This is a genomic window from Nonomuraea sp. NPDC003727, assembly GCF_053586935.1.
In genome coordinates this window covers 25,734-49,874 of record NZ_JBSFNE010000012.1, presented here as the reverse complement: position 1 = coordinate 49,874, position 24,141 = coordinate 25,734, and the positions used below count along the sequence as shown (strand labels likewise).

General features: G+C 72.5%; 23 protein-coding genes. 11 read left to right on the top strand and 12 right to left on the bottom strand.

Annotated features, from left to right (window positions below):
• Position 1: 1 nt before the first annotated feature.
• Entirely contained in the window at positions 2 to 1,612 is a 1,611-nt protein-coding gene (locus tag ACWDLG_RS29295; protein ID WP_449925929.1) for an FG-GAP and VCBS repeat-containing protein, read from the bottom strand.
• Between the two features lie 66 nt (positions 1,613 to 1,678).
• Between ACWDLG_RS29295 and ACWDLG_RS29290 the strand changes: the two genes are divergently transcribed.
• A complete protein-coding gene (locus ACWDLG_RS29290) occupies positions 1,679 to 2,908 on the top strand; it encodes a cytochrome P450 (protein ID WP_449925926.1) in 1,230 nt (409 codons plus the stop codon).
• Here ACWDLG_RS29290 and ACWDLG_RS29285 read toward each other — a convergent pair.
• Positions 2,890 to 4,296 carry an MFS transporter gene (locus ACWDLG_RS29285; protein ID WP_354920848.1) on the bottom strand — a complete coding sequence of 469 codons (1,407 nt, stop codon included), beginning with the start codon at positions 4,294 to 4,296 and terminating at the stop codon, positions 2,890 to 2,892. The genes ACWDLG_RS29290 and ACWDLG_RS29285 overlap by 19 nt on opposite strands.
• A gap of 59 nt (positions 4,297 to 4,355) precedes the next feature.
• Between ACWDLG_RS29285 and ACWDLG_RS29280 the strand changes: the two genes are divergently transcribed.
• The 6 genes from ACWDLG_RS29280 to ACWDLG_RS29255 are packed head-to-tail and all read left to right on the top strand — an operon-like array spanning position 4,356 to position 9,763.
• A complete protein-coding gene (locus tag ACWDLG_RS29280; RefSeq protein ID WP_449925923.1) occupies positions 4,356 to 5,339 on the top strand; it encodes an STM4015 family protein in 984 nt (327 codons plus the stop codon).
• Complete coding sequence (locus ACWDLG_RS29275; RefSeq protein WP_449925920.1) at positions 5,336 to 5,461, top strand: hypothetical protein; 126 nt, start codon at positions 5,336 to 5,338, stop codon at positions 5,459 to 5,461. The genes ACWDLG_RS29280 and ACWDLG_RS29275 overlap by 4 nt, the downstream gene beginning before the upstream one ends.
• The gene (locus ACWDLG_RS29270) at positions 5,458 to 6,711 is read left to right on the top strand and encodes an STM4014 family protein (RefSeq protein WP_449925918.1); all 1,254 of its coding nucleotides are present in this window, start codon (positions 5,458 to 5,460) and stop codon (positions 6,709 to 6,711) included. The genes ACWDLG_RS29275 and ACWDLG_RS29270 overlap by 4 nt, the downstream gene beginning before the upstream one ends.
• Before the next feature lies 1 nt (position 6,712).
• A complete protein-coding gene (locus tag ACWDLG_RS29265) occupies positions 6,713 to 7,507 on the top strand; it encodes an STM4013/SEN3800 family hydrolase (RefSeq protein WP_449926435.1) in 795 nt (264 codons plus the stop codon).
• Positions 7,498 to 8,868 (top strand): STM4012 family radical SAM protein, encoded by a 1,371-nt coding sequence (locus tag ACWDLG_RS29260; RefSeq protein WP_449925915.1) that lies wholly within the window; start codon positions 7,498 to 7,500, stop codon positions 8,866 to 8,868. Before ACWDLG_RS29265 ends, ACWDLG_RS29260 begins: the two co-directional genes overlap by 10 nt.
• Positions 8,855 to 9,763 (top strand): STM4011 family radical SAM protein, encoded by a 909-nt coding sequence (locus tag ACWDLG_RS29255; protein ID WP_449925912.1) that lies wholly within the window; start codon positions 8,855 to 8,857, stop codon positions 9,761 to 9,763. Before ACWDLG_RS29260 ends, ACWDLG_RS29255 begins: the two co-directional genes overlap by 14 nt.
• Before the next feature lie 594 nt (positions 9,764 to 10,357).
• Here ACWDLG_RS29255 and ACWDLG_RS29250 read toward each other — a convergent pair.
• From ACWDLG_RS29250 to ACWDLG_RS29215, 8 genes are all read right to left on the bottom strand, one after another.
• On the bottom strand, positions 10,358 to 12,010 hold the full coding sequence (locus ACWDLG_RS29250) for a DUF6745 domain-containing protein (protein WP_449925910.1): 1,653 nt from the start codon (positions 12,008 to 12,010) through the stop codon (positions 10,358 to 10,360).
• A gap of 57 nt (positions 12,011 to 12,067) precedes the next feature.
• Complete coding sequence (locus ACWDLG_RS29245) at positions 12,068 to 12,394, bottom strand: hypothetical protein (RefSeq protein ID WP_449925909.1); 327 nt, start codon at positions 12,392 to 12,394, stop codon at positions 12,068 to 12,070.
• Between the two features lie 457 nt (positions 12,395 to 12,851).
• Positions 12,852 to 13,451 (bottom strand): TetR/AcrR family transcriptional regulator, encoded by a 600-nt coding sequence (locus ACWDLG_RS29240; protein ID WP_354920872.1) that lies wholly within the window; start codon positions 13,449 to 13,451, stop codon positions 12,852 to 12,854.
• 9 nt (positions 13,452 to 13,460) lie between these two features.
• A complete protein-coding gene (locus ACWDLG_RS29235; RefSeq protein ID WP_354920875.1) occupies positions 13,461 to 14,099 on the bottom strand; it encodes a biliverdin-producing heme oxygenase in 639 nt (212 codons plus the stop codon).
• A gap of 9 nt (positions 14,100 to 14,108) precedes the next feature.
• Complete coding sequence (locus ACWDLG_RS29230; RefSeq protein WP_449925904.1) at positions 14,109 to 15,179, bottom strand: acyltransferase family protein; 1,071 nt, start codon at positions 15,177 to 15,179, stop codon at positions 14,109 to 14,111.
• Complete coding sequence (locus ACWDLG_RS29225) at positions 15,172 to 15,909, bottom strand: alpha/beta hydrolase (RefSeq protein WP_449925901.1); 738 nt, start codon at positions 15,907 to 15,909, stop codon at positions 15,172 to 15,174. Before ACWDLG_RS29225 ends, ACWDLG_RS29230 begins: the two co-directional genes overlap by 8 nt.
• A 299-nt stretch (positions 15,910 to 16,208) precedes the next feature.
• Positions 16,209 to 18,131 (bottom strand): ABC1 kinase family protein, encoded by a 1,923-nt coding sequence (locus ACWDLG_RS29220; protein ID WP_449925898.1) that lies wholly within the window; start codon positions 18,129 to 18,131, stop codon positions 16,209 to 16,211.
• A gap of 7 nt (positions 18,132 to 18,138) precedes the next feature.
• Positions 18,139 to 19,062: an acyl-ACP desaturase gene (locus ACWDLG_RS29215; protein ID WP_449925895.1), complete on the bottom strand. Its 924-nt coding sequence runs from the start codon at positions 19,060 to 19,062 to the stop codon at positions 18,139 to 18,141.
• 71 nt (positions 19,063 to 19,133) lie between these two features.
• On the opposite strand from ACWDLG_RS29215, the gene ACWDLG_RS29210 reads away from it, so the two are divergent.
• The 3 genes from ACWDLG_RS29210 to ACWDLG_RS29200 are packed head-to-tail and all read left to right on the top strand — an operon-like array spanning position 19,134 to position 21,338.
• Complete coding sequence (locus tag ACWDLG_RS29210; protein ID WP_354920889.1) at positions 19,134 to 19,583, top strand: NUDIX hydrolase; 450 nt, start codon at positions 19,134 to 19,136, stop codon at positions 19,581 to 19,583.
• Positions 19,584 to 19,641: 58 nt separating this feature from the next.
• The gene (locus tag ACWDLG_RS29205) at positions 19,642 to 20,688 is read left to right on the top strand and encodes a sensor histidine kinase (RefSeq protein WP_449925891.1); all 1,047 of its coding nucleotides are present in this window, start codon (positions 19,642 to 19,644) and stop codon (positions 20,686 to 20,688) included.
• On the top strand, positions 20,685 to 21,338 hold the full coding sequence (locus ACWDLG_RS29200; protein ID WP_354920895.1) for a response regulator transcription factor: 654 nt from the start codon (positions 20,685 to 20,687) through the stop codon (positions 21,336 to 21,338). The genes ACWDLG_RS29205 and ACWDLG_RS29200 overlap by 4 nt, the downstream gene beginning before the upstream one ends.
• On the opposite strand, the gene ACWDLG_RS29195 is transcribed toward ACWDLG_RS29200, so the two are convergent.
• On the bottom strand, positions 21,299 to 21,919 hold the full coding sequence (locus ACWDLG_RS29195) for a hypothetical protein (RefSeq protein ID WP_449925888.1): 621 nt from the start codon (positions 21,917 to 21,919) through the stop codon (positions 21,299 to 21,301). The genes ACWDLG_RS29200 and ACWDLG_RS29195 overlap by 40 nt on opposite strands.
• A gap of 43 nt (positions 21,920 to 21,962) precedes the next feature.
• Entirely contained in the window at positions 21,963 to 22,742 is a 780-nt protein-coding gene (locus ACWDLG_RS29190) for an HAD-IIA family hydrolase (RefSeq protein WP_449925885.1), read from the bottom strand.
• A 61-nt stretch (positions 22,743 to 22,803) separates the two neighbouring features.
• On the opposite strand from ACWDLG_RS29190, the gene ACWDLG_RS29185 reads away from it, so the two are divergent.
• On the top strand, positions 22,804 to 24,003 hold the full coding sequence (locus ACWDLG_RS29185; protein ID WP_449925882.1) for a M20 metallopeptidase family protein: 1,200 nt from the start codon (positions 22,804 to 22,806) through the stop codon (positions 24,001 to 24,003).
• The last annotated feature ends 138 nt before the right edge of the window (positions 24,004 to 24,141 follow it).

The window sequence follows — 24,141 nt, the reverse complement described above, 5'->3', positions numbered from 1 at the left end:
GTCAGCCGAAGGCGTAGCCGAACAGGCCGTCGCCGCTGGCCAGCGTGCGCGCCCGGCTCGGCCGCAGCCCGTGGTGGGGCCCGGGACGGCGGGAGCCCGGCACGTAGGTCACCACGCCCGTGCCGGGCGCCGCCACCACCAGCCCGTCGACGCCGCCGCTCGTGACGCCGCGTCCCTTGACGCTGCGCCCCTTGACGCTGTGTCCCTTGACGCTGCGTCCCTTCACGGTGAGACCCCTGACGCCGCCGGTGGCCGCCGACAGCGTGCGGTAGCGCCCGCCGACGGCGAGCGTGGACAGGGAGGCGCCGAAATCGCGGCCCCTGCCCTTGATCAGCACGTCGCCGTGCCTGGTCAGGCCGCCCTTCCTGGCTCCGGCCAGGACCTGCACGGACTTCTCCCCCGGCACGCCGACCGCCAGCTCGGCGTCGCCGTCGCCGTTGAAGTCGCCCGCCGCCAGCGCCGCGCCGAACCTGTCGTAGTACCGCGGCGTCCCCTTCAGCAGGCGCTGCGTCCAGGCCTCCCAGCGGCCGGTGCCGTAGCGGACGTGGACCATGCCGTCGCCGTAGTCCATGGCCCGCTGGTTGGCGCTCAGGCCCTCGCCCGGCACGCCGATCGCCAGGTCGTCGCGTCCGTCGGCGTCGAAGTCGGCGGCGGCCAGCGCGGCGCCGAAGGCGTCCCACTTCTCCGCGGCGCCCTTCACGCCGGGTGAGGACTGGGTGTACTGCACGGCACGGCGGTCGCGCGGGTCGACGACCGTCACCGAGCCCTGGCCGTCGAGGCGGACCGTGTCGGCGGGGGCGCCGATCGCGATCTCGTCCTTGCCGTCGCCGTCGAAGTCGCCGGTGGTCAGCGCGGCGCCGAACTGGTCGGTGACCAGGCCCGTCTGGCGCAGGCCGCGCTGCGTGATCCGGTACCGCGCGCGGCCCTTGAAGCCGTGGACGACGACCGTGCCACCGGCGCCCATCGCGGGCGCGCCGATGACCAGCTCGTCGGCCCGGTCGCCGTCGAGGTCGCCGGCCGCCAGCGCCGCGCCGTACCGGTCGGAGCCGGGCCGCGAGGACGACAGCTGCCTGCCCGGGACCAGCCCGCGCGGCGAGCCGTGGAAGAGCTGCACGGCGCCGTGGCCGTCGGAGCCGGGGACCGGCGTGCCGAAGAACTCCTCCGACACGCCGACCGCGAGATCGGCGCAGCCGTCGCCGTCGAAGTCGCCGACGGCGAGCGCCGATCCGAAGGAGTCGCCGTTCTCCGGGTCGCCCGGCACGCCGGGCGTGGCCTGGGAGAGCCTGGCCTGCTGCCCGGAGCCGTACATGATCGTGACCGAGCCCGCGCGGGCGTGGCCCGCCACGCTCTCGTACGGCGCCGCGACGGCGAGGTCGGGCAGGCCGTCGCCGTCGAAGTCCGACGGGCGCCCGCCGCAGGAGCCCGCGGGGGCGGCGGCAGGCGCGGGGGCGGTCGCGGCGACAGCCGCGGGGATCACCGCAGGGGCGGTCGCGGTGGCGATCGTCGCCGGGGCGATCGTCGCGGTGGCGATCGTCGCGGGGGCGGTGCTCGCGGGAAGGAAGGGAGCGCTGAGGCAGGCGGCGGCGAGCAGGGCGGTGCGCGAGACGTTCATGCCCGGATGGTCCCCAGGCCCGCCGAACCCGGCCTTAACACCTCGGGAACGTGCCAGGATAGACGGGTGGACATCGACCTCGCGGACCTGGATTTCTGGCGCAAGCCACTCAAGGAACGGCAGGAGGCGTTCGCCAGGCTCCGGCAGCTGGAGCATCCGGTCTTCTTCCCGGAGAAGAAGGTCCCGCTGCTACGGTCGGGCACCGGTTTCTACGCCCTGGTCAGGCATGCCGACGTCGTCGAGGCCAGCCGTAACGCGAAGATCTTCTCCAGCGAGCCCGCGGTCACCAATCCCGAGCCGCCCGGCTGGGTCAAGCATGTGTTCGGCGAGTCGATGGTCAACATGGACGACCCCCGGCACGCCAGGCTCCGGCGCATCGTCTCGCGCGCCTTCAGTCCCAAGATGCTGCAGAACCTGCAGGCCGACATCGAGAAGGCGTGCCGGCGGATCGTCGACGACGTGATCGCCTCCGGGCCCCGCGACTTCGTCTCGCAGGTCGCCGCCCGCCTGCCCATCCACGTCATCTGCGACATGATGGGCATTCCCGAGGAGTACCGGGCGAAGGTCCACGAGCACGTCGACGCCTCGACCGCCTACAGCGGCGTGCGGCCGAGCGTGCTGCAGAGCGCCCGCCTGGCCGGCAAGAACGTGGTCGCGCTGCTGGCCCTGCAGCGCATGGTCATCCAGCTCGGCCACCAGCGCGTCGCCGACCCCGGCACCGACCTGGTCTCGGCCCTGGTCACGGCCAACCCCGACGGCGAGAAGCTCACCGACAAGGAGCTCGGCTCGTTCTTCGCGCTGCTGCTGGTGGCCGGCAACGAGACGGCCCGCAACACGATGGCCCACGGCATCAAGCTGCTGACCGACCACCCCGACCAGCGCGAGCTGCTGATGAGCGACTTCGACGGGCACATCAACGGGGCGATCGAGGAGATGGTCAGGCACGTCTCGCCGATCATCCAGTTCCGCAGGACCGTCACCGACGACTACTCCTTGCGCGGCCTGCGGCTCAGGAAGGGCGACCGGGTGGTTCTGTTCTACGGCTCGGCCAATCGCGACGAGGACGTCTTCCCCGACCCTGACGCCTTCGACATCACCCGCGACACCAAGCCGCACGTCGGTTTCGGCGGCCCGGGGCCGCACTTCTGCCTCGGGGCCAACCTGGCCAGGCAGGAGATGCGGACGATGTTCCGCGAGCTGCTGACCAGGTTGCCCGGCGTCAGGTCGGTGGGCGAGCCGGAGCTGCTGGTGTCCAACTTCGACAACAGCGTGCGCAGTCAGTCCTTCACGTTCTGAGAGCGCTGACGGCTGTCCGGCGCCAGCACGTTCGTCCTGATCGTGACGAAGGTGATCAGCGCGGCGACGGCCATCATGCCGGCGCTGATCAGCATCGCCCTGGTGAATCCCGCGGCGTACATCCGGGGATCACTGACCGCGTCGCCCGTCAGGCCGACGAGCGGCGGGATCGCCGCCACCGCCAGCAGGCTGCCGGTCCTGGCGACGGCGTTGTTGATGCCGCTCGCCGTACCGGCGTAGCGGTCGTCGGCCGTGGCCAGCACGGTCGCGGTCAGCGGCGCCACCGCCGCCGACAGGCCGAGGCCGAAGACCGAGACGGCCGGCAGGACGTGCAGCCAGTAGCTGGAGCCCTTGTCGATCGTGCTCATCAGCAGGAACCCGGCACCCGCCACGAGGATGCCCACCGTCATCGGCAGCCGCGGGCCGTACCTCTTGGCCGTCTCGCCGGCACGCGCCGACAGCAGCAGCATGAGGATCGTCACCGGCAGCAGCGCCGAACCGGCGGCGACGGCGTCGAAGCCCGCGACCGTCATCAGCTGCAGGGTGAGCAGGAAGAAGACCACGCCCATCGCGGCGTACATGATCAGCGTGACCACGTTCACCGCGCTGAAGACGGCGTTCCTGAACAGGCCCACCGGCACCAGCGCGTCGGGCGAGCGGCGGATCTCCAGCACCACGAAGGCGATCCCGGCCACCAGGCCGCCGATCAGCGGCAGCACCTGGCCTTCCTCGGTCAGCCCGTAGGTGATGCCGGCCAGGGCCAGCGCGGCCAGGACCGAGCCGAGGACGTCGAACCTGCCGGCGGCCTGCTCGTCCTTCGTCTCCGGCACGTGCTTGATCGTCATGACGACCACCAGCACGGCGAACGGCAGGTTGACCAGGAACGCCCAGCGCCAGCCCGCGTGCTCCACCAGCCAGCCGCCCACCAGCGGGCCGATCGCGGCCGCCACGCCGGTCATGCCCGACCACGCGCCCACCGCCCGCGGCCGGTCGCCCGGGGCGAAGTTCGACTGGATGATGGCCAGCGACCCCGGCGTGAGCAGCGCGCCGCCGATGCCTTGCAGGGCGCGGGCCAGGACCAGCAGTTCGATGTTGGGCGCGAGCCCGCACAACGCGGAGGCCAGCGCGAACCAGACAGTGCCGATGAGGAAGATCTTGCGGCGGCCGTAGCGGTCACCGAGCGAGCCGCCGAGCAGGATCAGGGCCGCCAGGGTGAGGGTGTAGGCGTTGACCGTCCACTGGAGGCCGGCCATGTCGGCGTTCAGCTCGGCGCGCAGCGCCGGTAGGGCGACGTTGACGATCGTGCTGTCGAGGAGGGCCAGGCCGGAACCGAGCACGGTCGCCGCCAGGATCCACCTCCCCCGTGCGGATTTGAGCTGGACGTCCATGACAGCAATCTTGTCGTAGGGCTCTGGTAGGACTGGACTCCCCCCTTCAAGGAGACCCGTTGAGCATCTACCAGCACCTGGAGTCCTTCCACGGGCTCGCCGTCCGCGAGCTGGGCGACGACCCTCGGGACGTCGCCGAGGACGCGCCCGGGGACGCGGCCTGGCGCGGCGCCGTGCCGTCCGGCGAGGACCCGGGGAACGTGGCCTGGCGGGTGGCCGCCGCGCCGTTCGACGAGGAGAAGCCCGCCTTCGCCGACAGCTTCGAGCGGCTGCTGGCGACCGTCGACCCGGGCTCGATCAGGGCGCTCGTCGTGGGCTGGTGGGGTGCGGGGTGGGAGGGGCAGCGCTCCGACATCCCCATCGCGTCGATCACCGCCGCCGCCGACCGCCTGACCGCGCTCGAGGCCGTCTTCGTCGGCGACATCGTGTCCGAGGAGTGCGAGATCTCCTGGATCGAGCACGGCGACGTCACCCCGCTGCTGACCGCCTTTCCCCGGCTGCGGCGGCTTGACGTGCGCGGCGGCACCGGGCTGAAGCTCGCCCCCGTGGTCCACGAGTCGCTGGAGACGCTCCGCTTCGAGTCGGGCGGGCTGCCCGCCGGCGTGGTGCGCGCGGTCGGCGACAGCTCGCTGCCCGCGCTGCGCCATCTGGAGCTGTGGCTGGGCGAGGAGAACTATTCCGGCGACTCGCGCCCCGCCGACTGGGCGCGGATCCTGCGCGGCGAGCGGCTGCCCGCGCTGCGCCACCTCGGGTTGCAGGACAGCGAGCTGCAGGACGAGGTCGCCGCCGCGGTGGCGGCGGCACCGATCGTGGCCAGGCTGGAGTCGCTCGACCTGTCGATGGGCACGCTGAGCGACACCGGCGCGGAGGCGCTGCTGTCCGGCCAGCCGCTGACCCACCTGCGCTCGCTCGACCTGAGCCACCACTATCTGAGCGACGCCATGCAGCAGCGGGTACGCGCCGCGCTGGCCGGGGTCGAGGTCGACCTGTCCGACCGGCAGGACGAGGACGACGAGTGGCGCTACGTGGCGGTGTCCGAATGACGGTCTTCGCGCACGTCGCGCGGCTGCGGGCCGCGCTGCCCGGCGTCGAACCGGTGGCCGGCGCCACCGGCCGCAGCTACGACTGGTCACCCGGCACCCGCCACGTCGCGGTGCCGGAATGACCTACGTCGTCGTCGGCACCCCCGGGGACCGGCGGGTGACGATGTTCGCCGCCGCCCTCACCCGGTACGGCTTGCGCCCGCCCCAGGTGGTCGCCTGGCCTGACGTGCTGGCGGGTCAGATCGCCATCCCGCCGGGTGCCCGGGTGCGGATCGACTCGCCGGGCGAGGACACCGCCGCCGACGCGCTGCTGCGCGGCCCCGGCGCGCCGACCCGGGTGGGCGGCGGCGCGCTGTGGCACTCCCGCCTCGTCGCCGGGCTCGCCAGGGTGGCGGACGCGGCGTCGGCCGCGGGGGCGCGGGTGCTGGGCGACGTGGGCGAGATCGCGGAGATGTTCGACAAACGGCGCACGCACGCGCGGCTCGCCGCCGCGGGGGTGCCGGTCCCGGCGGCGCTCGGCCCCGCGCCCGTCGGCGGCTACGCCGACCTGCGGCGGCTCATGGCCGACCGCGGGATGGCCAGGGTGTTCGTCAAACCCGCGCACGGCTCGTCGGCCTCGGGCGTCGTCGCCTTCCAGACGAACGGCTCGCTGGTGAAGGCGACGACATCGGTCGAGCCGGCCGGGGGCGAGCTGCACAACTCGCTGCGGGTGCGCGACTACCACGACGAGACCACCGTCGCCGCGATCGTCGACGCGCTGGCGCCCGACGGGCTGCACGTCGAGGAGTGGTTCCCCAAGGCGGCCGTCGGCGGCCGGGTGTTCGACCTGCGGGTGGTCGTGGTGGCCGGACGGCCCACTCACGCGGTCGTCCGCACCAGCCGGGCGCCGATGACGAACCTGCACCTGGGCGGCGCGCGCGGCTCGCTGGAGACGGTCATGGCGGCGCTCGGCCCCGCAGGGTGGGCCAGGGCGCTGGAGATCTGCGCGCGGGCGGCGGCCTGCTTCCCGCGCAGCCCGGCGGTCGGCGTCGACCTGATGGTGGGCGCGGGCCTGCGGCGCTTCGCGGTGGCGGAGGTCAACGCGTTCGGCGACCTGCTGCCCGGCCTGACCGGGCTGCCGGGCAGCGGCGCCGAGGGGCTCGACACCTACGAGACGCAGGTGCGCGCCTACGAGACGCAGATGCCCCGCTGCCAGACGCGGGCCCTCCCCTACGAGACTCGGACGCTCCTCAACGAGACGCGGACCCTCTCCTGCGAGGCGCGGACGCTCCCCTACGTGGCCGCCGGGCGTGACGACGAGGTCGAGACACATGTGCGCGCCCGCGCGGGCGCCGGGCGTGACGACGAGGTCGAGGCGGGCGCGCGTGCGTGACATGAACGCCGTCATCGGCAGCCACGACCTGCTGCTGGTGACGCTCGACACGCTGCGTTACGACGTGGCGGCCGACCTGCTGGCCGCGGGACGGCTGCCGACGCTCGCCGCCGTCCTGCCCGGCGGGGTGTGGGAGGAGCGCCACACGCCGGGCAGCTTCACCTACGCCGCGCACGCCGCGATCCTGGCCGGGTTCCTGCCGACCCCCGTCGCGCCGGGCCCGCACCCACGGCTGTTCGCCGCCGCCTTCCCCGGCAGCGAGACGACCGCGCCGGGCACGTGGCGGTTCGAGGCGGCCGACCTGCCGGCCGGGCTGGCCGCGGCCGGCTATCACACGGTGTGCGTCGGTGGCGTCGGGTTCTTCAACAAGCTCACGCCACTGGGTTCGGCGCTGCCGTCCCTGTTCGCCGAGTCGCACTGGGACCCGTCCTTCGGGGTGACGTCGCCCTCGTCCTTCGAGGCGCAGATCGCGTGCGCGGCGGCGGCGGTCGAGCGGGTGGAACGGCCCGTCTTCCTGTTCGTCAACGTGTCGGCGCTGCACCAGCCGAACTGGTTCTACTCCGGCGGGCCAGGCGACTCGATCGACAGCCACGCGGCCGCGCTGGAGTACGTCGACCGGCAGCTGGCCAGGCTGTTCGCGGTGATGACGGCGCGGCGGCCGTGCCTGGCGATCGTGTGCTCCGACCACGGCACCGCCTACGGCGAAGACGGACATGTCGGGCACCGCATCGGCCATCCGGTGGTGTGGACCGTCCCCTACGGGGAGTTCGTGCTGGAGAAAGGGGCGTGGGCGTGAGCGCGCCGCACCAGGGTTCGCCATACCAGGGATATGTTTACGCATACCCACACAAGACCGCCTACCGGCCGCTCGATCCGCGGCCGTCGCTGGCGTCGGTGTGGGAGCGGGAGCGCACCGACGCGCTCTTCCTCTACCTGCACATCCCGTTCTGCGAGATGCGCTGCGGCTTCTGCAACCTGTTCACCAGGACCGGCGCGCCCGAGGAGCTCGTCGCCGCCTACCTGTCCGCGCTCGAACGGCAGGCCCACGCCGTACGGCGGGCCGTACCGGACGCGCGCTTCGCGACCGCCGCCATCGGCGGCGGCACCCCCACCTACCTGTCGGCCGCCGAGCTCACCAGGCTGTTCGACCTGGCGACTCGGGCCATGGGGGCCGACTTCACCGCCATCCCGCTCGGTGTCGAAACGTCGCCCGCCACCGCCACCCCTGACCGGCTGGCCGTCCTCGCCGAACGCGGCACCACGCGGGTGTCGATCGGCGTGCAGAGCTTCATCGACGCCGAGGCACGCGCGGCGGTCCGGCCGCAGCGCCGTACCGAGGTCGAGCGGGCGCTGGAGACCATCCGCGCGGCCGGGATCCCGACGCTGAACATCGACCTGATCTACGGCATCGACGGGCAGACCTCGCGGTCGTGGCTCTACTCGCTGAACGCCGCGCTCGACTGGAAACCGGAAGAGATCTACCTGTATCCGCTGTACGTCCGGCCGCTGACCGGCCTCGGGCTGCTCGGCAAGGAATGGGACGACCAGCGGCTCACGCTGTACCGGATCGGACGCGACCACCTGCTGGCCAGCGGGTACGAACAGGTGTCGATGCGCATGTTCCGCCTGGCGAGTAGCGCGACGGCGGCGGAGGCTCTCGGATCGGCCCTGGCGGGTCCTCCGGTGCCGGCCGCGCCGACCCCGGTGGGGGCCTCGACCGAGTACTGCTGCCAGACCGACGGGATGATCGGCCTCGGCTGCGGCGCGCGCTCCTACACCTCGCACCTGCACTACTCCTTCGAGTACGCCGTCGGCGTCCGACACGTCCGCGCGATCATCGACGAGTACGTCCGAGCCGGAAGCTTCGACCACGCCAACGTCGGCTTCCTCCTCGACGCCGCCGAGCGCCGCCGCCGCCACCTCATCCAGTCGCTGCTCCAGGTCCCCGGGCTGTCCCTGGCCGGATACCGGGAGGAGTTCGGCACCGAGGCGCTCGACGACTTCGACCTCACGCCGTTCGTCACCCGCGGCTGGATCGAGACCGACACGGCACGCGCCTGGCTGACCGCCGACGGGCTGGCCCACTCCGACACCATCGGGCCGGCGCTGTTCTCCACCGAGGTCCAGGCGCTGATGGAGAGCTATGACCAGCGTTGAGCACCTGACGATCCTCTACCGCGGGCCCCTGGCCAGCTGCGACTACGACTGCCCCTACTGCCCGTTCGCCAAGCGCCGCGACACGCCCGAGCAACTGCGTGCCGACCGGGCCGCCCTCGAACGTTTCACCGCATGGGTCGCCGAGCAGCCCTTCCAGGTGTCGGTGCTGTTCACGCCGTGGGGCGAGGGCGCCGTCCGATCCTGGTACCGTCGCGCGCTCGTCGAGCTCAGCCATCTCCCGCACGTGCCACGCGTCGCCATCCAGACCAACCTCAGCTTCCGGACGTCTTGGCTGCCCACCGCCGACCTCACGACGCTCGCCCTCTGGACCACCTACCACCCGGGGCAGGTCACCAGGCAGCGGTTCCTGGCCAGATGCGCGGAACTGAGCGCACTCGGCGTGCGCTTCAGCGTCGGCGTCGTCGGCCTGCCCGAACACCTCGCCGAGGCGCGCGCCCTGCGGGAGGCACTGCCGCCCTCCGTCTACGTGTGGATCAACGCGGCCGAGGGACACACCTACACCGACGACGAGGCGGCCGCGTGGACCGGCGTCGACCCGCTGTTCCGCCACAGCAGGTTCCCGCACCGGAGCCTGGGGCTGGCCTGCCGTACCGGGGAGAGCGTGGTGTCGGTGGACGGGGAGGGCACCGTGCGCCGCTGCCACTTCGTACCGGCCGTGCTCGGCAACCTGTACGACGGGACCGCCCTGCGGGCGCTCGCTCCTCGCGGATGCCCGCTGGAGGTGTGCGACTGCCACATCGGCTACGTGCACCTGGAGCCGCTGGGGCTGTACGACACGTTCAGCGGCGGCATCCTGGAACGCATCCCGGCCATGTGGCCCCACACTGATCCGGTCACCACCGGACGCGCTTCGGTATCGACGGGTCTCCGCTGAACCGGAAACCGCCGCTCATGAGGCCGGCCCACCCCCAGCTCTTCCCCCGGCACGGATGGACTTCCCCACGGTGAGACCGCCGCCGGTCCCTCGGCGAGAAGGCCGCCTGCGTTCCTGGACCGCAGACCACCTCCATGAGCCACGGCCCCGCGCTTCTGGAGTGTGTCCCCCACCCCTAGGTCAGCGAGCCGCCCACCCTCCCGGATTCCGACTGCGTCCCACTAACCCTTGAATTCCGACCACGTCCCACGAACCACCCGCCCCTTGGATTCCGACCACGTGCCATGGATCACCTGCCGTCCTGGATTCCGACCGCCGCCTCCAACCACGCACCGCCCGACCCCCTGGACCGGGTCCGCCCACCCCGCAGGCGGGGAGCCGGCCCACGTTCCTGTCTCCGCGCCATCTGGCCATCACTTCGGGCCCCGCACTTCTGGAACCCGGCCCGAGAGCATCCCTCAGGCCGAGAGGGCAGTCGCGGTTGCGATCGGAACAGTTCGTAGCGCGCTCCGGCGGTGAGCTACGTGCGACCTCGCGCCCCGTACCCCGGCAGGTCTTGGGGCGCGAGGTCCGGATGGCTCGCGTCAGGCCTGGTCAGGTCTGCTTCTCGGGCTGGTAGTCCTGCTCGGACACCCCGAACGTCCACGCCACGCCCTCACGCGCCCGAGTCACCCACGGCGGCACGCGCAGGAAGTACGTGCGGCTGGTGCCGTCCGGTTCGGGAGTGGAGTTGACCACCTCCACCATCACCACCGGCTCGTCGTCCGCCAGGTCGATGCGCCACAGCACACCGGTCTCGTCCTCGTGTGTGGGTTTGGCGCCTGACTCCGCCAGATATCGTTCGTAGCCGTAGTGCTCGAGCATCACCCGGCGCAGCTCGGCGTTCTCCTCGGCCTGGATCCGCTTGGCGTCGAGCCCGGCCATGGCCACGCCGAACGAGGCGGGCACCGGCATGCCGTGCCACGCGTGCAGCGCGAACCCGTCGGGGAACCCCATCGCGGGACCGTCGGCGCGGTGCAACCGTCCCAGGTCGTCAAGGTGCAGGTCGGCCGGACGCTCGCACACGATCGCCAGCCGTTCGAACGGCCACCACCACCCGGCCGCCTTCGCCACCTGCGCCAGGCCGTCGAGCGACCCCATCGAGCTGCCCGGCGCCCCTGTCCCGCCGTCCGGCCCGGCCGTCGCGTGGGCAGTGAGACCGTCGAACAGGGCGAGCCAAGGCGCCTCGTGCTGGCCGAGGACCGCGTCGAGCGTGGCCTGGCGGAGGAGCGACCCGGCCTGCTCACGGAGGAGCGCGGCGGCGTCGTCATCCGTGTCGCGGCCGTCGACCCGAGGGGCGCTGTAGGTGTCGCCGGTGGTCGCGGACTGAGGCAGGTTGCCGATCGCGCGGCGCAGATCGGCGGCGAGAGTGTTCACCTCCGGCCACAGCAGGTCGCCGGTGAGCGCCCAGGCGCGCGGCCACGCCACCGTGCCCAGGGAGGTGGCGGCCGCGGCGCGGGCCCGCTCCCATGGCAGGTTCCGTACGGCGTGGCGCACGGAGGCACCAGCGATGGCGCGGAGATCGTTCAGCTGCGCGACCAGGATGTCCGGGTCGGCAGTGGTTGCAGGAGCGACAGTGCCCGGGGCCGCAGTGGTGTTCGGAGCAGCGACGGCGCCCGAGGCAGCAACGGCGCCCGGAGCGGCAACGGTGAGCGGGGCCGCAATGGGGTCCAGGGCTGCAACAGTGCCCGGAGCGGCAACGGTCTCCAGGGCGGCAATGATGCCCGGGGCCGCAATGGGGTCCGGAGCGGCAACAGTATCCGGAGTGGCAACGGTCTCCAGGGCGGCAACGGTGCCTGGGGCCGCGATGGGGTTCGGGGCGTTTCCTGGGGACGCCGATGACGAGTGTGGCGGCGTGAGGGTGGAGGGCGGCTCGGATGTGGGATCGCCGGGCGTCCGGGGTGTGAGGGCGGTGAGGACCGGTCCGATGTAGGCGGTGAGGCCGACCTCGTGGAACGTGCGGACCGTGTTCGCGTCGCCGACGAGGAGTGCGGCGGCGAGCGCGCCCTGCGCGGGGGAGGCGAGCCAGACGATCGCCTCGGGCTCGGGAAGACCGGCGTTGCGGTAGGCGCGCCGTACCCCGAGCTCGGCGGCGGTGCGATCAGCGGGGCCCGCGGTGCGGGCGATGTCGCGCCAGCGGCGGGCAGCTGCGGTCAGGTGGCCGGCCAGCTCAGCCGGCAGGGGCGCGGGTGCTGCGGGGGTCGTCATCAGGGTCGGAGGCTTCCTGGGAGAGGGGGATGTCTCGGGCGTCGGCCGGCCGGTCGGTCAGTCGGCGACCGTGCGGTAGGAGCCGGGGACGTACTCGCGCTGCCGCACCACCCGGAACCAGCCCTTCGGCAGCATGATCGCGTCGTGTTCCTCGTGGACGAGGCGGGTGCCGGCGGGAAGGTGGAGGTAGTCGGCACCGGTGTAGGCGTCGTCGAGCAGGAGGGTGCCAGGGCCGGGGATGGCGTGGGCGTGGCCGGTCGCCTCACCCAGCGCGAGGACCAGGCGGCCGCGGGAGTCGCGCGGGGCCGGGGGGAGGGTTTTGACCCGTGCGGGCACGGACTCCTCCGCCACCGGCACGATCAGGATGTCTCCCTGACGGAACAACGTGGACCTCCTCGTCGGATCGGTGATCGGAAGCTATCCGACGGGACCGACAGATTCGGAGGTGTGGGAGTCCGGCCCTCGACGGGCGCCTATCGGGCGGCCGAAGCCACGGACGAGCCGCTGCCGGGCGGGCGTCCAGAGCCCGGGACCTCAGTACGGGGCGGGTGACCGAAGCCGCGGACCAGCCGGTACCTGCCGGGCGTCCAGAGTCCCGGACGAGCCAGAACTGGGCGGGCGTCCAGAGACACGGACCAGCCGGTGCTGGGCGGGTCGGGGCCAGGTCAACGGCTGCTACCTGCTCACCGCGGGCAGCACACCGGCCTTGGGCGCGACGGCGGAGGACGAGACATAGCCCCGCTGGGCGCGACGGCGGGGGGTGAGGCGGTGCCGCCCGGCGCGCCGCAGGAGCCCGACGCGGCCCACAAACGCCGCGTGCAGAGAAGGGTCTGGGGACAGGTCAGAGGGTGCTGTTCAGGGCGCGTAGCACGAACCCGGAGACGATCTCCTCGGCCGCCTCCACGCTCACCCGGCCGCTGATCAACGACTCCCGCTCGGCGCCGATCACCGCGAGGATCATGCGGGCCGTCGCCGCCACGTCCTGCATCTGGAAGTCGCCGGAGCTCGCCCCGGAGTCGAGGATCTCGACCAGGATCCGCTGCATCGGCGCCACATGCTCGGCCAGCCGCTGGTAGGCGTCGGGCCCGAGGGCGGCGCTGAGCCCCGCCGCTCCCGGGTGGGGGTGTGCGAGGAGCCCGGCCAGCTGGAGCCGGATGAAGGCGCGCAGCCGCTCGGCGGGCGTGGCGGAGGCGGGCAGTTCCCTGGTGTAGGACTCGATGAAGTAGTGGGTCACCCGCTCGGTGAACGCCAGCAGCAGCGCCGCCTTGTCGGGGTAGTAGTTGTAGAGCACGGTGCGGGTGATGCCCGCCTCCTGCGCCACGTCCGTCATCGAGATCTCCTGGATGCCCTGGACGCGCGACAGCCGGGAGACCGCCTGCAGGATCCGGTCCTGCGTCTGGGCGCGGTGCTCGCCGATCGTCGCGGCGGAGATCCTGGGCATGAGCCCATGTTAGGCCGCGGGCCGGATGGCGCGCAGCAGCTCGGTCAGGACCTCGGTGTTGAGCTGGTAGGCCAGGCGCACCTCGCGGATGATGCGCTGCTGTTCGGCCTCGTCGGCGGTCAGGGCGTCGAGCCTGGCCCGGTACTCGTTCTTGAACCGGGGCAGCGAACCGACCTCGTCGAAGATGTAGAAGTCGACGCCGCCGCCCTTGCCGTACCCGTAGATCTTCTGCAGTTCCATCCTGATGAACTGGCCGCCGGACAGGTCGCCCATGTAGCGCGTGTAGTGGTGGGCGATGTAGCCGCCCGGCCAGTCGGCGATCTGCTCGATGCGGGCCACCAGTGTCCTGGTCGCCTTGGAGGGGGCGATGCGCTCGCGCCAGGAGGGGCCGTAGATGGCGGCCAGGTCGCGTTCGAGTGCGGCCTGCCGGTACAGGGAAGGAAAGACGAAGGCTCCCGCCACGGGGTGGTCGGCCAGGCGCTCGGCGACGCCGTCGAGGGCGAGATAGGCGAAGTAGTGCTGGGCGACCATCTCGCCGTATTCCTCGGCGCTGAGCCGCCCGGCCATGAGTTCCTTGAGGTAGCTCTCGTCCTCGGCGGACTCGTGGTCGCCCCAGGTGGCGTTGCGCAGCGTCTCGGAGAAGGTCATGACATAGTGTCACCAAAATCGGCGCCTCACGTCAAGCCGTTGGTGACACCATGTCATAAAAAGCAGGACCGCCGCGACGACGGGCAGCCAGGCCAGCCGTTCGAGCAGCCAGGCGGGCGTGTCGGGCCTGCCGTACAGGCCGCCGGCGAGCACGGTCACCACCAGCGCCGTCTGGTGCCACAGGAAGATCGGCATGGCCCCCAGGTTGGCCAGCGCCACCGGCGCCCACAGCCGCGGCCGGCGCATCAGCGCGCCCAGCGGCCCGTGCAGCAGCAGCGCGAGGCCCACCTGGGCGAGGCCGAAGCAGACCGCGGCCAGCGTGGGCGGGCTGAGGTTGGAGAGCGGCCGCCCGGTGATCCCGATCATGGCCGCGGGGTAGCCGCCCCAGGCCACCAGCGCGAACGCCGCCGCGCCGCCGCCCGCCAGCAGCCAGGCCCCGTCCCTGCGGGGGCGCAGCTCGCCGCGGGCCCACAGGATGCCCAGCACGTACGGCACCAGCCACGCCGCCCCGAGGTTCACCCACCCGACCGCGGCGGGGGCGCCCAGCCCGAACCGCAGCAGATCCACCAGCGCCACGACCGCGACCGCCACGCCGACCACCACCGCCCGCGTCCTGACCAGCCACGGCGTGAGCGCGCTCAGCCCGGCGAACACGGCGAGGAACCACAGCGGGCCGAGGGCGGACTTGGCCAGCGCGCGGACCGACGTGATCGGCTGGCCGTTCAGCACCGTCACCATGACCGCCAGGGCGGCCCACCCCAGCAGCAGCGGCAGCACGGGCCTGGCCAGGCGGCCCAGCTGCGTCACGATCCACGAACGGTGGGGCGCGCGCAGTCCCCGGGCGGCCGCGTAGCCCCCGACGAAGAAGAACAGGGCGAGCGTCTGGAGCACCCAGGAGACGGGCGCGAGCTCCGGCATGTACGCCAGCGGCGAGGAGATGGCCAGGTGCGGGTTCCGCTCCCACGCGCTGACCAGCCAGTGGCCCAACACGACGCCCACGATGGCCGCCGCCCGCAGGGCGTCGACGCCCCTGTCGCGGCCGACCGGCGTGGCGGCCTCGATCCCGCGGACGTCAAGCACCGCCGACCTCCGCGCCGCGGCCGAGCGCGATGAGGGCGAGGTTGCGCAGGGAGGCGGTGCCGGGGTCGAAGTAGTCGCTGTGCCCGCCGGGGCCCGTGGCGAAGATCCGGGCGCCGAACGCCGGGCCCATCGGGTCGGCGCCGAACCCGAACGGGCCCACCGTGAGATGGGGCACGTCGGCCACCCAGTCGCGGGCGCCCCGCCCGGCCCAGACGCGCGGCCCGACGGCGGCCGCCGTACGCGCGCCACCCATGCCGGGGCTGCCCACGACGACGAGGTCAGCGAGGTCGGCGGCCTGTGGTCGGGCCGCGGCGCGCGCGCAGACGACCGAGCCGTAGCTGTGGCACAGCAGCGATACCGGCACCTTCGGCAGGCCGCGCATCCACGCGCGCAGCTCCTCCGCGCCGCTCTCGGCCGCCCCGCGCGTGATCGCGCCCAGGCTCCACAGGCGCGGGCTGTCGTAGCCGAGCCACGCGACGACCGCCAGCCTCGTGCCGGGGTCGATCGCGCGCGCCTCGGCCAGCAGCGCCCTGGCCGCTCCTCCCGGGCGGTGGGTGCCGTTCTCGAAGGTGGCGGCGGTCGTGTCGGTGCCCGGCACGATGACCGCGACGCGGTCGGCGGTGGCGAGATCGCCGTAGACCCTGACCAGCCGTTCGCCGGGCGAGGATGGGACGGCGAACGCGGCGGCGCCGAGCAGCAGCGCACCGGCTGCGAGGGATTTCCTGACCATGCGGCGAACGCTAGGAATCGCGGCCGTCGCCGGGCGTCGCCCCTCGGCGTGATCTTCGCGGGTCCCTCTCAGGCGCTACCCGGCCGACCCGCGCACCCCCGCCTCCCCGACCCCAGGCCCCCGAACCCCGGGCCCCCGAACCCTTGCCCCCCGAGCCCCGCGCCGCCGAGCCCTTGCCCCCCCGACCCCCTCGCCGCCGAACCCCGCGGACCCGCACGACTCGACGATCCACGGACCCGCGGAACCCCCGAGCCCCGCGCGGGCCGGCGCCGCGACCCGCGCGAACCGGTGCCGCGGCGCTACGCGGGTGGTCTGCGGCGGAAGATGAGGATGAGCACGCGCAGCACGAGCACCGAGCTGACCACCAGCAGGTTGTAGCCGATCAGCTGGAACAGCGACATCTGCCCGGCGATCACCACCGGCCCGCCCTCGGTGCCGAGAAGCAGCACCGCCATCAGCCCGGCCGTCGCCCCGAGCACCGTCAGCAGCGTCTGGTGCAGCAGGTGCGTGACGAACGCGCGGTCGCGCTCGTCGCCCAGCGGCCGCACGTTCATCGTGAACCTGCCGTGCTCGGCCGCGCTGGCGATCCGCTCGATCCGCCGGGGCAGCCGCCGCAGCATCGGCAGCAGCGCGGTGACCTCCTGCGTCACCGCCTCCTTCACGGTGGCGGGGTTGATCTGCTCGGCCAGGTAGCGCCCGGCGAACGCCCTGGCCTCGCCGATGAGGTTGAAGCCCGGCGAGAGCCGGACGAGGGTGCCCTCCAGCGTGGCCAGCGCGCGGAAGACGGCCGCGACCTCCGGCGGGATCGACAGGCCGTACGCGGAGACGATCTTGAACAGGTCGGTGAACATGGCGACGCTGTCCATGCCGGGGCCCAGGTGCCGGGCCATGAACTGGCCGAGGGCGCGCTCGAGCGCCGCCTCGTCGATGTCCTCCGGCCTGGGCACGACCTCGAGGAGCGCGTCGGTGACCCCGAGGGGGTCCTGCCGGTCCATCGCCAGCAGGAAGCGCTGCAGCGAGGCGCGCAGCGAGGCGTCCAGGCGCCCGACCGAGCCGAAGTCGAGCAGGCCGACCTCGCCGTCGGACAGCAGCATGATGTTGCCGGGGTGCGGGTCGGCGTGGAAGACACCGTCGAGCAGGATCTGGCGCAGCAGGCACTCGAGCAGCGTGCGGGCCAGCGCCGGGCCTTCGGCCGGGGAGGCGGTCGCCAGCGGCTTGCCCGACAGGCGCTGCATCACCAGCACCCGGTCGGTGCACAGCGGCTCGTAGGGGGTCGGATAGGTGACCGCACCGGTGGCCGTGGCCGCGACGGCGGCCATGTTGCCCGCCTCGATGCGGAAGTCGAGCTCCTCGCGCAGCGCCACGGCGAAGCCCGCGGCCAGCTCCTTGAGGCCGAGCGAGCGGCCCCACCTCGTCCTGGCCTCGAGCGTGGCGGCCAGCCGCGCGACGATGTCGAGGTCCCGGGCGACGAGCGGCGCGATGCCGGGCCGCTGGACCTTGACGACGACCTCCTCGCCGCTGTGCAGCCGGGCCGCGTGGACCTGGGCGATCGAGGCGGCGGCCAGCGGCGTGCGGTCGAAGGAGGCGAAGGCGGCGAGGTCGACGACCTGGGCGATCTCCTCCCACGAGGCTGGTTTGACGTGGTCCTGCAGCTTGCCGAGCTCGTCGACGAACTCGGGCGGCAGCAGGTCGCGCCGGGTGGACAGCACCTGCCCGAGCTTGACGAACGTCACGCCGCCCTCGTCGAGGGCCTCGCGCAGCGAGGCGGCCAGCCGTACCCTGCCGCTCCGGTCGCCGGGGTCGTCGCCCCTCCCTCTCAGGTAGGGGCCCAGGCCGTGACGGAAGGCGATCCTGGTGATCTGAGAGTAGCGGCGGGCGCGGGCCAGTCGCCCGCGCAGCGACCTGATCAGCTCGATCGGCCCCGGTATGGAGCCTGGCGGCACGAGCGCCTCGCCGAGCACCAGGATGACCATGGGGATGAGCACGACGCACATCGACACCAGGATCACGATCCACAGCGGACCGAGGCTGGGGTCGCGGCTGGGGTCGAACTTCTCGAACGACTGGAAGACCGGCGCCAGGAACACCGGGGCGAGCGTCATCCCCAGCAGGACGGCCAGCGCCATGCGGACCGGGCCGAACCTGACGTCGAGCAGGCGCTGCGTAGCCGTCGCCAGCAGCAGGACGACGACGGCTAGCGAGGGGGTGATGAGCAGGTACACCCGCAGATCATCGCATGGCCGCGGCGCGTGCCCTGCGCTCCTCCCTGCGCTCGACGAACCTGGTGGCCGTCGTCTCGGTCCTGGCCAGGAAGGCGGCCAGCTCGTCGCGAGCCTTGGCGCCGTCGCCGTCCAGGTCGGTCTTCTCGAAGACGCCCCACTGGCGCAGCACGGGCATGAGCACGTCGTCGAGGTGGAGGCGCAGGTCGTAGATCCCCTCGTTGGCGATGATCATCGCCTTGCGGGTGAAGCCCTCGATGGTGGTGCCCGGCATCTGGAAGGTCGTCACGACGTCGGTGATGGCGCGCATCGTCTGGTTGGGGTCGAGCTCGAAGGCCGCCTTGAGCAGGTTGCGGTAGAAGAGCATGTGGAGGTTCTCGTCAGCGGCGATCTTGGCGAGCAGGCGGTCGCAGTCGGGGTCGCCCGCGGCCTTGCCGGTGTTGCGGTGCGAGATGCGGGTGGCCAGTTCCTGGAAGGAGACGTAGGCCAGCTGCTCCAGCATGCTGGTGTACTCGGTCTGGAACCCGCCCTCCATGTGGACCATGCGGGCGCGCTCGAGGGCGACGGGGTCGACGGCACGCGTGACGGTCAGGTAGTCGCGGATGGCGACGGCGTGCCTGCCCTCCTCGGCGGTCCACCGGCCCACCCAGGTGCCCCACGCGCCGTCGCGGCCGAAGGTGGTGGCGATCTCGTGGTGGTAGCTGGGGAGGTTGTCCTCGGTGAGGAGGTTGACGATCAGCGAGATGCGGGCCGCCTCCGGGATGGTCGAGTCGCTGGGCTGCCAGGCCTCGCCGCCGAGGACGCCGTCGAAGTCGCGGCCCTGGCTCCACGGCACGTACTCGTGCGGGAACCACTCCTTGGCCACCTTGAGATGGCGGTCCAGCTCGTTCGCCACCACCGGCTCGAGCTCGTGCAGCAGCTCCGTCTGACTCATCACCATAAAGTTCATCTCCTTCAAGCTACGCAACCGTAAGTTAGGCTACCCCAAGAAATTGGAGGGTCTTTATGCGACCTAGTGTCCGAGGTGTCCTGCTCGATGATGACGAACGGCTGATCGTCTTCCGGCGCACGGTCCCCGGAAAGGCGTTGTACTGGTCGGTCCCCGGCGGCCATGTCGAGCCGGAGGACCAGACCCTGGAGCACACGCTCCGCAGGGAGCTGCTGGAGGAGCTGGGCGCGGTCGTCTCCGCGGTCACCCCGCTGACCACGCTCACCTACCCCCACCAGGGCGGGGTCAAGACCCAGCACGTGTACGGCTGCCGCCTGGTCAGCATGGATCCCGCCCTGCGGCACGGCCCCGAGTGCGAGGACCCCTCGAGCGGCGCCTACGACGTCGAGCGGCTGCCCCTCGACCCGGCCGAGATCACCTCGCGGCACCTGGTTCCCGAGGCCCTGGGCGACTACCTGGCCGCGCACATCACCTCGCTGCCCCGCCTCATACATCGATCGAAGTAGCCGGGTGACTCACGACGGAGGACGACCGCCGGACGCCGCCCTCGCTACCGTTCGGGGCATGTCCCGTTCCTTCCTGCGGCTCGACGCCGCGCTCGCCGTCCTGACGACGGTCTGCGCCCTCACCTCGCTGGCCTCCGTGGGCGCCCCGCTGACCTGGAACGGCACCGTCCCCGTCTCCATCTCGCTCGGGCTGCTGCTGCTGGGCAGGCGGTACGCGCCGGTCACCGTGCTGGCGCTGTCGGCCGCGGTGCTGGTCGGCGCCCAGTACGGCGGGCTGTTCGAGGGCGGCGTCATCTGGCCGATGTCGGTCGCGGTCTTCTCCGCGGGGCTGGCGAACCTGCCGTGGGCGGGCGTGATCTGCACGCTCACCCTGGCGGCGGGCGTCGCCCCCACGTTGGACCTGGCCAGGGGCGGGGCTGAGCTGCTGTGGCTCGCTCTCGTGCTGGCCCTGGCCCACGGCTACCGCCAGCACCTGCGCTGGCGCGCCGAGCACGAGGCCAGGCTACGCGAGGCCGCCACGACCAGGCTGGCCGAGCAGCGGCTGCAGATCGCCCGCGAGCTGCACGACGTCGTCGCGCACACCCTCACGGTCGTCGGCCTCCACCTGAACGTCGCCGCCGAGGCCGACACGCTGCCGGAGGCGCGGGCGGCCATCGGGGTCGCCGCCGATGTCCGCAAGAAGGCGATGGCCGACCTCAGGTCGCTGATCGGCGTGCTGCGCGACGTGTCGGGCGAGCCGCAGCCCGAGCTCTCCTCGATCGCCGACCTGGTCGCCAGGGCCAGGGAGGCGGGGCTCGACGTCACCCTCGACGAGCGCGGCGACCCCACCGAGGTGCCCGCCGCGCAGGCCATGGCCGCCTTCCGCATCGTGCAGGAGGCGATGACCAACGCGCTGAAGCACTCCGACGCCCGCCGTCTGCTCGTCCACCTGGACTACTCCTCCCGCCAGGTGCGGCTCGAGGTGGTCGACGACGGCACGGGCCCCGTCCCCTACACCGAGGGCCACGGCCTGACCGGCATGCGCGAGCGGGTCGGCGCCCTCGGCGGCTGGCTGGAGATCGAGGCCGACGACGGCTTCGCGGTCAGGGCAGGATTGCCGGTATGACGATCAACGTGCTGCTCGCCGACGACCAGGCGCTGGTGCGCGCCGGCTTCCGCGCCCTGCTGGCCAAGGACGAGGAGATCGCCGTGGTCGGCGAGGCCGCCACCGGCGAGGAGGCGGTACGGCAGGCGCGCCACCTCAGGCCCGACGTGGTGCTGATGGACATCCGCATGCCCGGCTCGGACGGCATCGCCGCCACCAGGCGCATCCTCGCCGAGCTGCCCGAGTGCCGGATCATCATCCTGACCACCTTCGACACCGACGAGAACGTCTTCGCCGCGCTGCGCGCGGGCGCCAGCGGCTTCCTGACCAAGGAGGTGGAGCCCGCCGAGCTGCGCCGGGCGGTCGCGGTGGTCCACGCGGGCGACTCGCTGCTGTCGCCCGGCGTCACCCGCAAGGTCGTCGAGCGCTTCGCCGGCCGTCCGGGGCCCTCCGGCACGCTGGAGGCGCTGACGGCGCGCGAGCTGGAGGTCGTGGGCCTGATCGCCGCCGGGCTGTCGAACGAGGAGATCGCCCACCACCTGGTGATCAGCCCGCTCACCGTCAAGACGCACATCTCGCGCGCGATCACCAAGCTGGGCGTCAGGGACAGGGTCCAGCTGGTCATCCTCGCCTACGAGAACGACCTGCGGTCCTCCATCTCCCACAGGTGATCGATGACGTGCCAGGCGACGCGGCGGCAGGCGTAGCGGGTGGACCAGGCGCCCGAACGGCCCTCCAGCAGGAGCGCCGCCAGCTCCTCCCGCATGGCGTCGCGGTCGGCGACCGACCTGTACGGCGGGTACCTGACGCCGAGCCGGCGGGCGTAGGCGCGTTCGGCCTCGGTGACGTGCTCGACCATCCTGGTGCGGTCGCGCCCGCCGCCGCGCGGCCCCTTGCGCAGTTCCTCGGGCGTGGCGGCGGCGGTCTCGTCGAACAGCGCCCAGGCCGCGCGCAGCAGCGCGACGTCACGGGCGAGCGTCGCCGGGCCGGCGGGCTCGGCGTCGGCGGACGGCTCGGCGTCGGGCGCGCCGAAGTCGGTGGTGCTGGAGCCCTTGACCCGCTCGACCACGACGGGCTCGCCGGGCGCGAAGTCGAGGCCCGCCCGCTCGGCGATCACGCGGTAGCGCGGGGCGTAGTCGGTCAGCCGGTCGATGGCCGGCTCCTCGCTTCTGTCGACGCGGCACCAGCCGGGCCAGTCGAGCGAGCAGGCGAACACCTTCTTGGGGCCGAGCTCCAGGTAGATGCGGTGCATGAGAGCCAGCCTGCCAGCCGTACCTGACAGGGTGCGTCAGGAATCAGATCCGGTCGACGAGATCGGCCACCGAGTCCACGATCAGCGACGGCCGGAAGGGGAAGCGGTCGACCTGCTCGCGCTGCGTCACGCCGCTCAGCACCAGGATCGTGTAGAGGCCCGCCTCCATGCCGCAGACGATGTCGGTGTCCATCCGGTCGCCGATCATCGCGGTGGTCTCGCTGTGGCCGTCGATGGCGTTCAGCGCGTGGCGCATCATCATGGGGTTGGGCTTGCCGACGAAGTAGGGCTCGACCCCCGTGGCCTTGGTGATCATCGCCGCCACGGCGCCGCAGGCCGGGAGCGAGCCCTCGTTCGACGGACCCACCGGATCCGGGTTCGTCGCGATGAACCTGGCGCCGGCCTCGACCAGCCTGATGGCCTTGGTGATCTGGGTGAAGCTGTAGGTGCGCGTCTCGCCCAGCACCACGTAGTCCGGGTCGATGTCGGTCAGCACGTAGCCGATCTCGTGCAGCTCCGTCGTCAGCCCCGCCTCGCCAATCACGTAGGCGGAGCCGCCGGGACGCTGGTCGTCCAGGAAGCGCGCGGTCGCCATCGCCGAGGTGAAGATGGCCTCCTCCGGCACGTCCAGGCCGCCCGCGCGCAGCCGTACGGCGAGGTCGCGCGGGGTGTAGATGGAGTTGTTCGTGAGCAGCTTGAAGCTCTTGCCCGACTCGCGCAAGCGCTTGACGAACACCTCGGCGCCGGGCACGGGATGCCCCTCGTGCACCAGGACGCCGTCCATGTCGGACAACCAGGTCTGGATGGGCTTACGCTCAGTCACGCGGCCATCCTACAAATGACCACTTGTCCAGCCAGTGGCGGGCGTGTGAAGAATGTGCTCCATGTCGCTTCTTGAATCAGCACAGGACATGCGGGACGAGCTCGTCCGGCTCCGCCACTCGCTGCACACCACGCCCGAGGTCGGGCTCCACCTGCCCGTCACGCAGGAGAAGGTGCTGGCCGCGCTCGACGGCCTGCCGCTGGAGATCAGCACGGGCGAGTCGCTCAGCTCGGTCACCGCGGTGCTGCGCGGCGGCAGGCCGGGCCCCGCCGTCCTGCTCAGAGGCGACATGGACGCGCTGCCCGTCGCCGAGCGCAACGACCTGCCGTACATCTCCACCCACGAGGGCAGGATGCACGCCTGCGGCCACGACCTGCACACCACCATGCTCGCCGGGGCCGCCCACCTGCTGGCCGCCCGGCGGGAGCAGCTCGCCGGCGACGTGGTGTTCATGTTCCAGCCGGGCGAGGAAGGCTACGAGGGCGCCAAAGTCATGATCGACGAGGGCGTGCTCGACGCGGCCGGCTCGCGGGCCGTGGCCGCCTACGGCATGCACGTGGTCTCGGCGATGCTGCCGCCCGCGACGTTCTCCTCGCGCGGCGGGCCCATCATGGCCGCGGCCGACACCTTCGACGTGCACGTGATCGGCAGGGGCGGCCACGGGTCCACCCCGCAGCGGGCGCTGGACCCCATCCCGGCCGCCTGCGAGATGGTCACCGCCCTGCAGACTCTGGTGACCAGGGCCTTCGACGTGTTCGACCCGGTCGTGGTGACCGTCGGCAGCTTCCACGCGGGCACCGTCGACAACGTCATCCCCGACGACGCCCGTTTCTCGGCCACGATCAGGACCTTCAACAAGGACACCAGGGCCCGCGTCAAGCAGCGCGCCGTGCAGCTGGTCGAGGGCATCGGCGCGGCGCACGGCCTGCGGGTCGAGGCGTCCTTCGGCATGGGCTATCCGGTCACGGTCAACACCCCGGACGAGGCGTCACTCGCGGGCGAGACCATCGACGGGCTCTTCGGTCCCGGCCGCTTCTTCGTGGCCCCGCAGCCGGTCATGGGCTCGGAGGACTTCTCCTACGTGCTCGAGGACGTGCCCGGAGCCTTCGTCTTCCTCGGCGCGTGCCCGCCCGACCGGGACCCGGCGAGCGCGCCGTACAACCACTCCCCCGAGGCGCGGTTCGACGACGCCGTCCTGCCGGACGGCGCGGCGCTCTACGCCTCGCTCGCGCTGTCGCGCCTGTCGCCCGCGACGTCCTGACCCGTCGGCTCGCTCCCCTGCCCGTCCGGCGAGGAGTGCGGCGTCGGCGAGGAGCCCGGCGTCGGTGAGAAGTCCCGCGTCCGGCAGCCCCTCTCGTACGGCAAGCCCCCGAGAGGCCACCGCGGTCACGGGGCGGGG